Annotated in this window: 12 protein-coding genes and 1 tRNA gene; 12 read left to right on the top strand and 1 reads right to left on the bottom strand. The window is 50.8% G+C overall.

All coding sequences use genetic code 11. From position 1 onward, the window contains the following. Positions 1 to 4 precede the first annotated feature (4 nt). The 10 genes from EA58_RS08395 to EA58_RS08440 all read left to right on the top strand — a co-directional run bounded on the left by EA58_RS08395 (position 5) and on the right by EA58_RS08440 (position 10897). Positions 5 to 81 (top strand) — tRNA-Met (locus EA58_RS08395). Positions 82 to 344: 263 nt separating this feature from the next. Next, on the top strand, positions 345 to 800 hold the full coding sequence (gene rimP / locus EA58_RS08400) for a ribosome maturation factor RimP (protein ID WP_036751589.1): 456 nt from the start codon (positions 345 to 347) through the stop codon (positions 798 to 800). 22 nt (positions 801 to 822) lie between these two features. Beyond that, positions 823 to 2310 (top strand): transcription termination factor NusA, encoded by a 1488-nt coding sequence (gene nusA / locus EA58_RS08405; RefSeq protein WP_036751360.1) that lies wholly within the window; start codon positions 823 to 825, stop codon positions 2308 to 2310. Between the two features lie 24 nt (positions 2311 to 2334). After that, positions 2335 to 5082, top strand: a complete 2748-nt coding sequence (infB, locus tag EA58_RS08410; protein ID WP_036751362.1) for a translation initiation factor IF-2 — start codon at positions 2335 to 2337, stop codon at positions 5080 to 5082. An 89-nt stretch (positions 5083 to 5171) separates the two neighbouring features. After that, entirely contained in the window at positions 5172 to 5573 is a 402-nt protein-coding gene (gene rbfA / locus EA58_RS08415; RefSeq protein WP_036751364.1) for a 30S ribosome-binding factor RbfA, read from the top strand. Continuing rightward, complete coding sequence (truB, locus tag EA58_RS08420) at positions 5573 to 6520, top strand: tRNA pseudouridine(55) synthase TruB (RefSeq protein WP_036751366.1); 948 nt, start codon at positions 5573 to 5575, stop codon at positions 6518 to 6520. The genes rbfA and truB overlap by 1 nt, the downstream gene beginning before the upstream one ends. 145 nt (positions 6521 to 6665) lie before the next feature. Beyond that, complete coding sequence (rpsO, locus tag EA58_RS08425) at positions 6666 to 6935, top strand: 30S ribosomal protein S15 (RefSeq protein WP_036751368.1); 270 nt, start codon at positions 6666 to 6668, stop codon at positions 6933 to 6935. A 332-nt stretch (positions 6936 to 7267) separates the two neighbouring features. After that, positions 7268 to 9379: a polyribonucleotide nucleotidyltransferase gene (gene pnp / locus EA58_RS08430; protein WP_036751370.1), complete on the top strand. Its 2112-nt coding sequence runs from the start codon at positions 7268 to 7270 to the stop codon at positions 9377 to 9379. A gap of 169 nt (positions 9380 to 9548) precedes the next feature. After that, the gene (gene nlpI, locus EA58_RS08435) at positions 9549 to 10463 is read left to right on the top strand and encodes a lipoprotein NlpI (protein ID WP_051641960.1); all 915 of its coding nucleotides are present in this window, start codon (positions 9549 to 9551) and stop codon (positions 10461 to 10463) included. A gap of 74 nt (positions 10464 to 10537) precedes the next feature. After that, positions 10538 to 10897 (top strand): hypothetical protein, encoded by a 360-nt coding sequence (locus EA58_RS08440; RefSeq protein ID WP_152547967.1) that lies wholly within the window; start codon positions 10538 to 10540, stop codon positions 10895 to 10897. A 99-nt stretch (positions 10898 to 10996) separates the two neighbouring features. On the opposite strand, the gene EA58_RS08445 is transcribed toward EA58_RS08440, so the two are convergent. Next, positions 10997 to 12352, bottom strand: a complete 1356-nt coding sequence (locus EA58_RS08445; protein ID WP_036751374.1) for a GntP family permease — start codon at positions 12350 to 12352, stop codon at positions 10997 to 10999. A 313-nt stretch (positions 12353 to 12665) separates the two neighbouring features. Here EA58_RS08445 and EA58_RS08450 point away from each other — a divergent pair, with 313 nt between their 5' ends. After that, a complete protein-coding gene (locus EA58_RS08450; RefSeq protein ID WP_036751376.1) occupies positions 12666 to 14273 on the top strand; it encodes an acyl CoA:acetate/3-ketoacid CoA transferase in 1608 nt (535 codons plus the stop codon). Positions 14274 to 14413: 140 nt separating this feature from the next. Beyond that, complete coding sequence (locus EA58_RS08455; protein WP_036751378.1) at positions 14414 to 15376, top strand: LysR family transcriptional regulator; 963 nt, start codon at positions 14414 to 14416, stop codon at positions 15374 to 15376. The last annotated feature ends 18 nt before the right edge of the window (positions 15377 to 15394 follow it).

Here is a 15394-nt window from a genome sequence, read left to right on the forward strand (position 1 = left end):
CGGACGCGGGGTGGAGCAGCTTGGTAGCTCGTCGGGCTCATAACCCGAAGGTCGTCGGTTCAAATCCGGCCCCCGCAACCAACTTGGACGATAATTAAGTGTATACTCTTAGTTGTCAGTAGATTTACCGAGCCGATTGGCATCGGTAACGTCTCCGAGTTTTGAAAAGCGACGATTCCTGGAACAGAATCGCTTTCGTTTTTCTGCTTAAATCTTCGTTGATTTAGGCTATCAGGGTCCAGAGATAATAAACCCCGTAATTCGGGGTTTTTTATTATCTGAAACATGACCATTCAGGTATCTACTGGGCTTCAATGCCCTTTTTTTGTTTCCAGGGGGTTGTCTTGACCGCTTTAGAAATGCAACTAACTGAACTGCTTGAGTCGCCAGTGACAGCTTTGGGCTATGAATTGGTGGGTCTGGAGTTTATCCGTGCGGGTGAACATTCGACACTACGTGTGTTCATTGACCACGAAAACGGCATCACAGTCGATGATTGTGCCGATGTGAGCCGTCAGATCAGCGCAGTGATGGACGTTGAAGATCCGATCACTGTGGCTTATAACCTGGAGGTTTCATCCCCTGGTTTGGATCGTCCGCTGTTTAAAGCGGCACATTATGAACAGTTTATTGGCCACGAGGTCAGCCTGGTCCTGAAAATGGCGATGAATAATCGTCGTAAGTGGAAAGGTGACATTGTTGCCGTTGACGGTGAGCTGGTCACGTTGAACGTGAAAGGCGATGAAGAAACCTTTGCGCTGAGCAATATTGCAAAAGCCAACCTGGTTCCAAAATTCTGACCGCTAAATTGGGGCATTAGAAATGAACAAAGAAATCTTGGCTGTCGTTGAAGCGGTATCCAACGAGAAAGCTGTTCCGCGTGAGCGTATCTTCGAAGCACTGGAGATCGCCCTGGCAACAGCAACAAAGAAAAAGTACGAAGCGGAAATTGACGTACGTGTTGCGATCGATCGTAAAACGGGCGACTTCGATACTTTCCGTCGCTGGAAAGCGGTTGAAGAAGTAACCGCTCCAACGCTGGAAATCACCCTGGAAGCGGCTCAGTATGATGACGAGAGCATCGAGCTGGGTGACTTTGTTGAAGAGCAGATTGAATCTGTGACTTTCGACCGTATCACAACGCAAACTGCGAAACAGGTGATTGTCCAGAAAGTTCGTGAAGCTGAACGTGCGCAAATTGTCGAACAGTTTATCGACAATGAAGGCGAGCTGATCACCGGTGTCGTGAAGAAAGTGAACCGTGATGCGGTCATCGTGGATCTGGGCAACAATGCTGAAGCTGTGATCCTGCGTGAAGATCAGTTGCCACGTGAAAACTTCCGCCCAGGTGACCGCGTCCGTGGTCTGTTGTATGCTGTGCGCCCTGAAGCACGTGGTTTCCAACTGTTCATGACGCGTTCTAAGCCAGAAATGCTGTCTGAATTGTTCCGCATCGAAGTGCCGGAAATCGGTGAAGAGATGATCGAACTCATGGGTGCTGCCCGTGATCCGGGTTCTCGTGCCAAGATTGCCGTGAAGACAAACGACAAGCGTATCGATCCTGTCGGCGCCTGTGTTGGGATGCGTGGTGCACGTGTCCAGGCTGTCTCCGGTGAACTGGGTGGCGAGCGTATCGATATCGTGCTGTGGGACGAAAATCCTGCGCAGTACGTCATCAATGCGATGGCGCCTGCTGAAGTCAGCTCAATCATTGTGGATGAAGACAACCACACCATGGACATCGCGGTTGAGAAAGACAACCTGGCTCAGGCCATTGGCCGTAGCGGTCAGAACGTGCGTCTGGCGTCGATGCTGACTGGCTGGGAACTGAACGTGATGACGGTTGAAGACCTGCAGAACAAGCATCAGGCTGAAGCGCAGGCATCCATTGATCTGTTTGTGAAATATCTGGACATCGATGAAGATTTCGCCGTTGTTCTGGTAGAAGAAGGCTTTACCAGCCTGGAAGAAGTGGCCTATGTGCCGGTTCAGGAACTGATGTCTATCGAAGATCTCGATGAAGATACAGTGAATGAACTGCGTAATCGTGCCAAAGAAGCCCTGACCACGATTGCCCTTGCGCAGGAAGAGTCTTTTGACGGTGTTGAGCCTGCTGAAGATCTGCTGAACCTGGACGGTATGGAACGTGAGCTGGCGTTCAAACTGGCTGCGAAGGGTATTAGTACGCTGGAAGATCTGGCTGACCAGGGGACGGATGATCTACTGGATATCGAAGCCCTGGATGAGACCAGAGCGGGTGAACTGATTATGGCTGCCCGTAATATCTGCTGGTTCAGCGACGAAGCATAATTCAATTAGCAAGGGAGGAGCAGCATGTCAGAGGTTACAGTTAAGGCACTTGCCGAAGAAATCGGTACCCCGATTGATCGGTTGCTTCAACAGTTTGCCGATGCTGGTATCAGCAAGAAAGCTGAAGACAGTGTCAACCAACAGGAAAAAGAGTCTCTGTTGACCCACCTGAAGAAAGAGCACGGTGGTAACACTGACGAGGCGCCGACCCGCCTGACTCTGCAACGGAAGACTCGAAGCACTTTGAGTGTCTCGGGTTCTGGCGGCAAGAGTAAAAACATCCAAGTTGAGGTGCGCAAAAAGCGCACCTATGTAAAACGCTCTGCCCTTGAAGAAGAGCAGCGTGCTGAAGATGCACGTCAAGCTGAAGAGGCTGCGAAACGTGCTGCGGAAGAAACCGCGAAACGTGAAGCAGAAGAGCTGGCTAAGCGCGAGGCTGAAGAAAAAGCCAAGCGTGAAGCTGAAGAGAAGCGCTTGGCAGAAGAGAAGCGCTTAGCGGAAGAGAAAGCAAAGCAGTTGGAAGAACAGTCTGAACGTGGTGCAGCAGTGGATGCAAATCAACGTGAAGCTGAAGAAAAGCGTCAAGCTGAAGAAAAAGCAAAACGCGCCGCCGCTGAGCTGGAAGCTAAGAAAGAAGCTGAGGCACTGCAACGTCGCCGGGAAGAGGAAGCCAAGCGTAAAGCCGAAGAAGCAAGTCAGCGTCAGCTAGAAGAGGCACGCAAAATGGCAGAAATGAATGAGAAAAACTGGTCTGAGAAAGGCCAGGATGCAGGTGATATGGAACGAGCAGACTACCACACGACCACTTCCACCTATGCCCGAGCGGCGGAAGATGAACAAGACCGTCGCGAGGAAGCAACTCGCCGCCGTAATAAGAAGAAAAAGGCTGCGGGTCCGAAGAGCGAAGAGCGTGAACGTCCAATGGGGCGTGGCGGTCGAAATCAACGCGGCCGCAAGCAGCAGATGAGCAAGCCAACTTCCATGCGTCACGGTTTTGATAAAACAGCAACTGTTGCCAAAGCTGACGTTGTGATTGGTGAAACCATCATTGTTTCTGAACTGGCGAACAAGATGTCAGTGAAGTCTGCTGAAGTCATCAAAGTGATGATGAAAATGGGTGCGATGGCAACCATCAACCAGGTGATTGATCAGGAAACTGCGCAATTGGTTGCGGAAGAGATGGGCCATAAAGTTATCCTGCGCAAAGAAAATGAGCTGGAAGAAGCGGTACTGTCTGATCGTGATGAGAACCTGACTGCTGTTCCTCGTGCGCCGGTTGTGACCATCATGGGTCACGTTGACCACGGTAAGACCTCAACTCTGGACTACATCCGTAAAGCACACGTTGCTGCGGGCGAAGCCGGTGGTATTACCCAGCACATTGGTGCTTACCACGTTGAAACTGACAATGGCATGATCACCTTCCTGGATACACCGGGACACGCTGCGTTTACTGCAATGCGTGCACGTGGTGCTCAGGCAACAGATATCGTGATTCTGGTGGTTGCTGCGGATGATGGCGTGATGCCACAAACGATCGAAGCGATTCAGCACGCGAAAGCTGCGGGCGTTCCATTGATCATTGCAGTGAACAAGATCGATAAAGAAGATGCGAACCCAGACAATGTGAAGAACGAGCTGGCTCAGTACGACGTTATCCCTGAAGAGTGGGGTGGCGAGAACATGTTCGTTCATATCTCTGCGAAGCAGGGAACTAACATCGATGGTCTGTTGGAAGCCATTCTGCTGCAAGCTGAAGTGCTTGAGCTGAAAGCCGTTGCTGAAGGCATGGCGAAGGGTGTGGTTGTTGAGTCGCGCCTGGATAAAGGTCGCGGTCCGGTTGCAACTGTACTGGTTCAGGAAGGTACACTGCGCAAAGGTGACATCGTTCTGTGTGGCCTTGAGCATGGTCGTGTTCGTGCAATGCGTGATGAGCTGGGTCGTGAGATCGAAGAAGCGGGTCCGTCTATTCCGGTCGAAATTCTGGGTCTGTCTGGTGTACCGTCTTCTGGTGATGAAGCGACTGTGGTTCGTGACGAGCGTAAAGCTCGTGAAGTTGCGCTGTACCGTCAGGGCAAATTCCGTGACGTGAAACTGGCTCGTCAGCAGAAAGCGAAACTGGAAAACATGTTCTCGAACATGACTGCCGGTGAAGTGGCTGAACTGAACGTCGTACTGAAAGCCGACGTACAGGGTTCTGTCGAAGCGATTGCAGACTCACTGCGTAAGCTGTCTACCGACGAAGTGAAAGTGAACATTGTTGGTTCCGGTGTAGGTGGTATCACTGAAACAGATGCCGTTCTGGCTGCAGCGTCTAACGCTATCGTTCTGGGCTTCAACGTTCGTGCCGATGCTTCCGCACGGAAGACAATTGAAACTGAGAACCTGGATCTGCGTTACTACTCCATCATCTATCAGCTGATTGATGAAGTGAAAGCTGCGATGGGCGGTATGCTGTCGCCTGAGTTCAAGCAGGAAATTATTGGTCTGGCTGAAGTTCGTGACGTGTTCAAGTCACCGAAGCTGGGTGCGATTGCCGGTTGTATGGTCACCGAAGGTGTGATCAAGCGTAACAACCCAATCCGTGTCCTGCGTGATAACGTGGTTATCTACGAAGGTGAGCTGGAATCGCTGCGTCGCTTCAAAGATGACGTCCAAGAAGTGAAGAACGGCTACGAATGTGGTATCGGCGTGAAGAACTATAATGATGTTCGCGTTGGTGACCAGATCGAAGTTTACGAAATCATCGAAATCCAGCGTACACTGGATTAATCAGGTTGCTCGTGAACCTGACACAATACAGGGGAGCTTCGGCTCCCCTTTGTGTCGAGAAAGCAGCCGACGTTTAGAGAGAGAATCAAATGGCGAAAGAATTCAGCCGTACACAACGTGTTGCTCAGCAGCTGCAAAAAGAGCTGGCTGTGATTCTGCAACGCGAAATTAAAGATCCACGCCTGGGTATGGCGACCATTTCCAGCGTGGAAGTTTCCCGGGATATGGGTTATGCCAAGGTCTATGTCACTTTCCTGACTGTGGGCGAGCAGACTCCGGAAGGAAGCCTGGAAGCCTTGCGTGAAATGGCACCTTACATTCGTTCGCTACTGGGCAAGCAAATCCGTTTGCGCGTCACACCTGAGCTGAACTTTATTTTTGATCAGTCTCTGACAGAAGGCATGCGTATTTCTAACCTGGTCAGCCAGGTTGTGCGAGATGATGAAGCTCGCCGAGGTGATGAACCCGAGGACGAAGGTGAGGGCAACTGATGGCTCGTCGTCGTAAAGGGCGTCCGGTTGACGGGGTGCTGCTGCTGGACAAGCCGGGTGGCATTACCTCCAATGATGCGCTACAGAAAGTCAAACGTATTTTCTTTGCCGAAAAAGCCGGTCATACCGGTGCGCTGGACCCATTGGCAACGGGTATGTTGCCCATTTGTCTGGGTGAAGCAACGAAGTTTTCTCAGTTCCTGCTGGATTCTGATAAGCGCTACCGTGTGGTTGCCAAGCTGGGTGAGCGAACCAATACATCTGACTCGGATGGCGAAGTTGTTGAAACCCGTGACGTGAAAGTGGATCGTGGTTTGCTTGAGCGTTGCATTGCGAAGTTCCGTGGCACAACGAAGCAAATCCCATCGATGTTTTCGGCCCTGAAATATCAGGGACGTCCGCTGTACGAATATGCCCGTGAAGGGAAAGAAGTACCGCGTGAGGCGCGCGACATCACTGTGTATGAGATCAGCCTGTTGCGCTTCAGTGACAATGAAGTTGAGATGGAAGTTCATTGCTCCAAAGGGACTTACATCCGGACGATTGTGGATGATCTGGGCGAAATGCTTGGCTGTGGCGCCCATGTCACTTACCTGCGTCGCATCGGTGTGTCTAAATATCCGCTGGAGAAAATGGTGACACTTGAGCAGCTCGAAACGCTGCTGGAACAAGCTCAAGCACAGGAGATTCAGCCAAAAGAGTTACTGGATCCACTGTTGCTGCCAACGGATACCGCGGTTCAGGATTTACCTGAAGTGAACCTGCTGCCTGGTGTTGCCAGCTATGTGCTGAATGGTCAGCCGGTGCAGGCGGGTCGAGTACCGGAAACCGGTACGCTGGTTCGGCTGACTGCGGGTGAGCAACGTGACTTTATCGGTGTCGGTGAAATTGATGCAGATAACATGGTTGCGCCGAAGCGGGTTCTGGCGAACCGTCCGAAGGACTGACACGCGTGAAGCACTTTCAGACTGGCAGACGGGAAAGATTCCGCTTGCGGCCAGTCTGGCGGGTGCGTATAATTCGCGGCTCGGGCGTCGGCTGAATCAGAGATTGGCTGACGCAAATTTAACATTTTTGTATTAGGAATGAGTTATGTCTCTGAATGCAGAAACTAAAGCAGCTATCGTTGCTGAATACGCGCAAGGCGCAAACGACACTGGTTCTCCTGAAGTTCAGGTTGCACTGCTGACTGCACAAATCAATCACCTGCAAGGTCACTTTTCTGAGCACAAAGGTGATCACCACAGCCGTCGTGGTCTGCTGCGTATGGTTTCTCGCCGTCGTAAGCTGCTGGACTACCTGAAAGGTAAAGATCTGGGTCGTTACCACACCCTGATCGAGCGCCTGGGTCTGCGTCGCTAAGATTGCTTGAGAGAAAGGAGCCAAAAGGCTCCTTTCTTTTTTGGGTGCTCTGGCCACATCGGCTGGTATGTTCTTTGTAAAATCATGGTACTTCTGTTGTTCACGAGTCGTTTTCGTCGACCTTGAGGTCGCGGCTATTGACAGAGGCTGGCAATGCCGGCTTTTGCCATTAGTCGCGATGCGTGAATTGTCAGCCCGGGAATTTTATCTTTCTGCGAATGGGAAGATAAACTGGCCTGAAAGTACCCCTCTTCACATGACGCTTTTTGCTGTGTCGGATATACTTACTGGCGCAAATAGAAAAAGCAGATCAATATTTTAAGGAAATTCACGTGAATCCTATTGTTAAAACCTTCCAGTACGGTAACCACACCGTCACACTGGAAACCGGAGTCATGGCACGTCAGGCGACAGCTGCTGTGATGGCCAGCATGGATGATACTTCTGTCTTCGTTTCAGTTGTTGGTAAGAAAGAAGCTGTTGAAGGCCAGGACTTTTTCCCTCTGACTGTAAACTATCAGGAGCGTACCTACGCAGCCGGTAAAATTCCGGGTGGTTTCTTCAAGCGTGAAGGCCGTCCTTCTGAAAATGAAACCCTGACAGCGCGTCTGGTTGACCGTCCAATCCGTCCGCTATTCCCAGACGCATTCAAAAATGAAGTTCAGGTGATTGCGACCGTGGTTTCTGTAAACCCGGATGTGAACCCTGATATCGTGACCATGATCGGTACATCTGCCGCTCTGGCTATTTCAGGTATCCCGTTCAATGGCCCAATTGGTGCAGCGCGTGTCGGTTATATCAATGACCAGCTGGTTCTGAACCCAAGCAATAAAGAACTGGCAAACAGTCGTCTGGATCTGGTGGTCGCTGGTACTGAAAGTGCAGTTCTGATGGTTGAATCTGAAGCTGACCGTCTGACTGAAGAGCAGATGCTGCAGGCTGTTGTATTCGGTCACGATCAGCAACAAACGGTGATCAACGCGATCAACGAATTTGCTGCTGAAGTTGCAACCCCTGCATGGGACTGGGTTGCGCCTGAAGTGAACACTGTGCTGAAAGCTCGTGTGGCTGAAAAAGCGGAAGCTCGTTTGACTGAAGCTTACCAAATCACTGAAAAGATGGCTCGTTACGAGAACGTAGGCGCGATCAAGTCTGACGTTGTTGCGGCACTGCTGGCCGAAGATGAAACGCTGGAAGAGCGTGAAATCCGTGACATGCTGGGTTCTTTGGAGAAGAACGTCGTTCGTAGCCGTATCATTGCGGGTAACCCACGTATCGATGGTCGTGAAAAAGACATGGTTCGTGCGCTAGACGTGCGTACGGGTGTACTGCCACGGACTCACGGTTCTTCTCTGTTTACCCGTGGTGAAACTCAGGCGCTGGTTTCTGCAACGCTGGGTACTCAGCGTGACGCACAGATTCTGGACGAGCTGACCGGTGAGCGTAAAGAGCACTTCCTGCTGCACTACAACTTCCCTCCGTACTGTGTGGGCGAAACGGGTTTTGTCGGTTCGCCGAAGCGTCGTGAAATCGGCCACGGTAAACTGGCGAAGCGTGGTATTCAGGCTGTGATGCCAAGCGTTGATGAATTCCCGTACACCGTTCGTGTGGTTTCTGAAATCACTGAATCGAATGGTTCTTCTTCCATGGCTTCTGTCTGTGGTACGTCTCTGGCACTGATGGATGCCGGTGTACCAATCAAGGCATCTGTTGCGGGTATCGCAATGGGTCTGGTGAAAGAAGGCGATGATTTCGTGGTTCTGTCTGATATTCTGGGTGATGAAGACCACCTGGGCGATATGGACTTCAAAGTTGCGGGTACAAACGATGGTATCACTGCATTGCAGATGGATATCAAGATTGAAGGTATCACCAAAGAGATCATGCAGATTGCACTGAATCAGGCGAAAGGTGCGCGTATTCACATCCTGGGCGTGATGGATCAGGCGATTAGCACGGCTCGTGATGATATTTCTCAGTTTGCACCTCGTATTCATACCATGAAGATCAACCCAGAGAAGATCAAAGATGTCATCGGTAAAGGTGGTGCGGTGATTCGTCAGCTGACTGAAGAAACCGGTACAACCATCGAAATCGAAGATGATGGTACTGTGAAGATTGCTGCAACTGAGGGGACTGCTGCGAAAGAAGCAATCCGTCGTATTGAAGAAATCACCGCTGACGTTGAAGTTGGTCGCATCTATACTGGTAAAGTAGTGCGAATCGTTGATTTTGGTGCATTTGTTTCTGTCATCGGCAGCAAAGAAGGCCTGGTTCACATTTCTCAAATCGCTCAGGAGCGTGTCGAGAAAGTGTCTGACTACCTGCAAATGGGTCAGGAAGTCCAGGTGAAAGTACTGGAAATCGATCGCCAGGGCCGTATCCGTCTGAGCATGAAAGAAGCTCAGGCTGAGTCGGCACCAGCCGCGGGTGAAGACGCGTAATCCATCAGGTTTCACGTATCTTTATCTAGATGTAAGAAGGGGCTGTATAGCCCCTTTTTTATACCAATGAATAGACAGACACTGAACAGTGACCTGAATGGTTAGCTTTGCCTCATCTGATTGCGATGAGATGAGAGGAGACAAGGTTGGCACGGTTAGGTTAGGGAGAATGGCATTGTTAGCAAAGAGGTTTAAGTACGCAGCCATTGCGATGGCTATCATGCTGGGCGGGTGTTCAACGAATACTTACTCCAGCTGGGAGCAGCCGTTGATTGCGGTACCGCTGCAGCCAACCATACAGCAACAGATTCAGCTGGCACGGATTGATCAACTGTTGGGGCGCAGTGATCTGGATGACGAGACCCGTTCACAGATTTTCTATGAGCGTGGCCTGTTGCATGACGGCATTGGTTTGCGCGATTTGGCCAGACTGGATTTCAATCAGTCTTTGTCGTTGTATCCGGCCCAGCCTGACATTTTTAATATCCTCGGCGTGTATTTTACCCAGAGCGCGCATTTTGATGCGGCTTATGAGGCCTTTGATTCAGCATTGGAGCTGGATGTCAGTCATCCGTTCGCGCAACGGAACCGGGGGATCGCACTTTATTATGGTGGCCGGTTTCAACTAGCGCGGCAGGATTTACTGGCCCATTATGAGCAAGACCCTAATGATCCCTATCGTTCGATTTGGCTCTATATGGTTGAGCTGGAAACTGAGCCTGAGAAAGCGAAACAAAATTTGAAGAACCGGTTTGATCGCGCGGAGCGAGAAGACTGGGGCTGGAACATTGCCAGTGTGTTGATGGATGGTGAGACGGAACAGCAGTTGCTCGATAATATCGTGAAAAAAAGCGAAACCAATGAGCAAATGGCAGAGCGCTTAACGGAAAGCTATTTCTATATGGCGAAGCGTTATCAGCACAAAAAGCAGTATGCGGAAGCTGTTCAATTGTACAAACTCACCCTGTCAGGGAATGTGTATGAGTTTGTTGAGCACCGCTTTGCTTCTCTGGAATTGAACCGCCTGCTGGCTTCACTGCAGGGTGAAACAGAGAATATTTCTGCTGACGACGAAGAATTGTAATCTGTCGCTGAGTTAAGAACGGTAGTCCCCTTGTAGCCACTATAGTAAGAGCAGGGTGCAATTCGGGGGCGGTTGTGAAGAGAATTACCGTTTTACTTTTGGCCAGTTTATGTGCCTGGCAAGCAGCAGCCGATCAGCAATTAGATTACGTTCATGCAGTGTCAACACCCGGTGAAGGGCGGTTGGTCACGATTGATGACTATTGGTTGCTGGCATTGAGCCATACCTTTGAGATTCGATTGCCGGAACATGTGACTCAGGGGCAGAAACTGGAAATACAGATTAAAGCAGATAATGTCTGGCAGTCGGAGCAGTTCACGGTGAATGCAATCAGCATTTATCAGGATTTATGCCGGCTCCATCGACAGCATCCCAGTCAGGATGGCCGCTTTCCTTCGGATGCGATTTATGTCCAACCTTGCACCAGTGAATAGTCTCCAGTGAATCATTTCGACGAATCATAAAAATGCCCCGGCCAGTTGTCGGGGCATTTTTTTGTCTGAATCACCTTATGTCTGGTGAGGTGGGCGATATCAGACCAAGCCGGTACTGAGGTGGACCACGATGACAGTGAATGCTGACAGAAGTGGAATCGCCATCGTGACAACCGCGATATCACCATAACTTTGTCGGTGTGACAGGCGGCAAACCGCCAGGAGTGTAATGACAGCACCACAATGCGGTAATGTATCCAGACCACCCGCAGCTAACAGCACCACACGGTGCAGCACTTCAGGGTGAATGCCGGTATTGAGGAAATCATTCCCCAGCATCGCCAGCACCATACCGGTTCCGCCAGAAGACGAACCAATAATACCGGCCAGACTGGTGGAAGTGATCGCAACCTTAAACAGATCGGGAATCTCAATCGCAGCAATGCCGGCCTTAATCGCGATGAAGGCTGTTAAAGCTGTGATCACGGCACCGTAACCCACTTCAGATGCTGTATTGAAGATAGGCAGTAGTGAGCCGACGGAACCATCAAAGATGTGCTTATTCGCTTCAAACAGATAGCGACGGTATGCAACCAGCATGAAGACAATGGCAATGGCCAGCGCAATAATCACCGACCAGGTTCCGTTGACTCGGGTATCCAGTGCTTCATATTCTGCAATGACTGTCGGCGATTTGAAGTAAATGTTTGTGAGCACAAAGTTGATCGCAAACACCAGTAAAATCGGGATCAGTGCCATCAGGAAGCTGGGTGTTGGCGCATTGTCCTGCGCATCTTTCCCATTATCTTCATGTTCGCCATAACCCTCTCCGGCATTCATGGCTTTCTGGGCTCGGTATTTAATCCAGAAAATCCCCAGGACCAGCATCATGGTACCCGCCAGTAATCCGAGTAACGGCGCTGCGTAGATCGTTGTACCAAAAGGAATGGTCGGCATGGTATTGAGGTACTGAGGCGATCCCGGTAATGCCGTCATTGTAAAGGTAAAGGCACCTAAGGTAATGGCGGCAGGCAGCAGACGTTTGGGGATTCCGGCTGCCCGGAAGGTCGCAGCACCAATCGGATACATGGCAAACACCACGACAAAAAGTGAAACACCGCCATAGGTCAGTAGCGCAGTTGCAAGAACGACCGATAGAATCGCGTGCTTTGTGCCCAGATACTGAATGATAGAACGCGATAAGGTACGTGCTGCCCCCGATGCGCCCATCAGTTTACCGAAGATGGCACCAGCGATGAAGATTGGGAAGTAGAGTTTGATGTAGTTTGCCGCAGCGGGCATGAACACGTTCGATAAAGCGTACAAGAAGGGGAAGTCACTGGTCAGCAGCGCGGCTGCCATCGCCAGAACCGGGGCGAGTACCAGGACAGAGACACCTCGATAGGCAAAATACATCAGCCCTACCAGGGTGAGTAAAATCACGGCAACATCCATATTTTCTCTCCGTATTATTGATTTGTAACAGCTCGTTAACATCCTAGATGGCCCGGTCACGAAATGAAATACCGTGTTCAGGGCTGCTTGTCCGACTGCGATGAAAGTGAGAGCGCTATCATGCTATTCGGTGTAAGAATAGCGCCAACTGTCATAATTGATAAAACTAATTTTTAATAATATCAATATGTTAGCATGCTATTATTACATGTGGAGAGCAGTTTTGAAAAACACAATTTCATCTCTGGCTATTCAAGCTTCGAGGTGGGATTCATACACTTTTTAATACTTGCATGTAGAAAGGAAGTTGCAGATGGCAGTCACCCAACTTACAGCGGTACAGGCAGCAGCCTGGATCAAGGACGGGCAGTCAGTAATGCTGGGCGGGTTCATCGGCTCTGTCGTGCCGGAATCCATCATGAAAGCATTAGGTCAGCGTTTTGAACACGAAAAATCACCCAGTGACCTGACGCTGATCTTTGCCGCAGGGCAGGGCGATGGACAGGGGCGGGCCGCAGATCACCTGGCGATTCCCGGGATGGTGAAGCGAGTGATTGGCGGGCATTGGGGGTTAGTCCCGGGGTTACAAAAGCTGGCCCTGCAAAATGAAATTGAAGCTTACAACTTACCTCAGGGGGTCATTTCTCACCTGTTGCGGGATACTGCTGCTGGTAAGCCCGGAACGCTGACGACGACCGGATTGGGAACTTACATCGATCCGCGTTTAGAAGGCGGAAAAATCAATGCGATCACTCATGAGGATCTGGTGTCTGTCGTCGCGCTGGAGGGAGAAGAATACCTGCTCTATAAGCGTTTACCGGTTGATGTTGCGATTTTGCGTGGAACGACAGCAGATACCCACGGCAACATCACTATGGAAGACGAATGCCTGATTGCAGAGAATCTGGCGACCGCTCAGGCAGCTAAAAATCAGGGCGGACAGGTGATTGTTCAGGTCAAACGCATCGTACCGGCCGGGACGTTAGATCCGCACGCGATCAAAATTCCGGGTATTTTTGTGGATGCGGTTGTGCTGTGCGAAGACGAATCAGAGCATATGCAGACATTTGCGACCCAGTTTGATCCCGCTTTTGTGGGGCGGGCAACCGCGCGCGAACAACAGGAAACAGTATCTTACCCCGCTCAATCCGAACCGGACGCTAAGACTTTGATTGCCCGCCGGGCAGCCATGGTACTCGCGCCGGGCTCCGTACTGAATCTGGGGATTGGCGTGCCGGAGTATATCGCGGTTGTCGCCGGGGAGCAGGGAATGCTGGATCGCCTGACCCTGACGGTTGAACCGGGTGCGATAGGGGGTCTGCCAGCCAGTGGACTGGACTTTGGGGCTTGCCGAAATCCACAGGCGATCATTACGCAGGATCAGATGTTTGATTTTTATGATGGTGGCGGTATCGATCAGGCGTTTCTGGGGCTGGCGCAATGCTCTGCGATGGGCGACATCAATGTCTCTCGCTTTGGCGACCGGCTTCCGGGTTGCGGCGGGTTTGTGAATATCAGTCAGCATGCGAAGTCTGTTTATTTCTGCGGAACATTTACGGCGGATGGGCTGGCGGTTGAAGTTCATGACGGGCAGCTTCACATTAAACAGGAAGGTCGTCAGATCAAATTTGTTGAGCAAGTTGAGCAGATCACTTTCTCTGCGCGCAGGGCAATACAAATGCGACAACCGGTTCGTTACATGACGGAGCGTGCTGTTTTCCGGCTTGAGCCCGAGGGACTGGTACTGGAGGAAATTGCTCCCGGGATCGACCTTGAGCGGGATATCCTGGCGAAGATGGCGTTTATGCCGATCATTGATCCCAATTTGAGTCTGATGCCAGCGGATATTTTTTCATCAGCATTCAGTCTGCCTATATTGCAGAATCGTCGTCTCGTGAATGAAGACTGTGAAGCAAGCTGAAAGTTAAAATAATCGGGTTGATGCATAGAGAAGACAGAGGGCATGATTGACAGCCATCTTTAGAGTTCACAGACTCAAGGCTGTGCTGAATGTCTGGGTTGGATATCCAGACAAATCTATCAACCCAAAAGGAATGTGCTATGACTCAGCAACTGGTCGGGATCAATCCTCGCCAGCAACAGTTAGATAAAATCGTGTTTTTCTGCTCGGTGATCCAGCATGGCTCGTTTCGGGAGGCCGCTGAAGCCTGGGGGATCTCGGCTGCCGCTGCGAGTCGGTGGATCAAAGAGTTGGAAGGGCTGATGGCTGTGGAATTGATCAAACGGAGTACACGGCAACTGGTTCCGACGGATGCTGGGGAAATGTTGTACCGCCGCTTTTCTTCGCTTTTACCTGAAATCGATACGATTTGTTCTGAAGTGGGCAGCATGGCGGACGAGCAGCGGGGCGTGATTAGTATTTCGTCAACGCCGCTGTACGCAGCTTACTATCTGCGGGAAATCATTGCTGAGTATATGGAAATGCATCCGCAAGTGAATTTCCGGTTATTTATTGAAGCCGGTGAGACCGATCCGCTTCACGTTGATTTTATTATTCGGGCAAAAGCAACGAACCGGGAAACCGAAGAAAAAGATTCTTTGCTGATTCGCCGGTTATTACTGAGTGAGCCATTGTATGCCTGTGCTTCCCCCCAATACCTGGCTCGTTGCGGTGTGCCAGAGGAGCCAGAAGCTTTGCGTGAGCACCGCTGCCTGTACGCCAGCTCACTGGTTGGAGGGAACCGCTGGTACTTCCGTTTGAATGGGATCAATCGGGCGGTGACGATTAGTGATGCGCTGGAGTGCGATAACAGTGAAATATTGCGTGATATGGCCATACGTGGCGCTGGGATTGCCTATCTGCCCCATTCAGTGATTAAAGCAGGGTTGGATTCGGGTGAACTTCAGGTGTTGCTGACCGACTTTGTCGCCAGTCAGTTTGATATCAATCTTTACTTTCGTCCCCGGCACCCGATGCCTGCTCGTTGCCAGGCATTCAAAGAATATATGCTGCGCCGGACAGAAGAGATTATCTCACAGCAGGAAATCCACCATGGACGGTAGGTAAAGAGAGGCTGTCGG

Source organism: Photobacterium galatheae, from assembly GCF_000695255.1.
GTDB lineage: Bacteria > Pseudomonadota > Gammaproteobacteria > Enterobacterales > Vibrionaceae > Photobacterium > Photobacterium galatheae.

What these genes read in the sequence shown, in the direction of transcription:
- nusA (WP_036751360.1), top strand. Translation starts at nt 823, where the DNA reads ATGAACAAAGAAATCTTGGCTGTCGTTGAAGCGGTATCCAACGAGAAA.
- infB (WP_036751362.1), top strand. Translation starts at nt 2,335, where the DNA reads ATGTCAGAGGTTACAGTTAAGGCACTTGCCGAAGAAATCGGTACCCCG.
- rbfA (WP_036751364.1), top strand. Translation starts at nt 5,172, where the DNA reads ATGGCGAAAGAATTCAGCCGTACACAACGTGTTGCTCAGCAGCTGCAA.
- truB (WP_036751366.1), top strand. Translation starts at nt 5,573, where the DNA reads ATGGCTCGTCGTCGTAAAGGGCGTCCGGTTGACGGGGTGCTGCTGCTG.
- rpsO (WP_036751368.1), top strand. Translation starts at nt 6,666, where the DNA reads ATGTCTCTGAATGCAGAAACTAAAGCAGCTATCGTTGCTGAATACGCG.
- nlpI (WP_051641960.1), top strand. Translation starts at nt 9,549, where the DNA reads ATGGCATTGTTAGCAAAGAGGTTTAAGTACGCAGCCATTGCGATGGCT.
- EA58_RS08445 (WP_036751374.1), bottom strand. Translation starts at nt 12,352, where the DNA reads ATGGATGTTGCCGTGATTTTACTCACCCTGGTAGGGCTGATGTATTTT.
- EA58_RS08450 (WP_036751376.1), top strand. Translation starts at nt 12,666, where the DNA reads ATGGCAGTCACCCAACTTACAGCGGTACAGGCAGCAGCCTGGATCAAG.
- EA58_RS08455 (WP_036751378.1), top strand. Translation starts at nt 14,414, where the DNA reads ATGACTCAGCAACTGGTCGGGATCAATCCTCGCCAGCAACAGTTAGAT.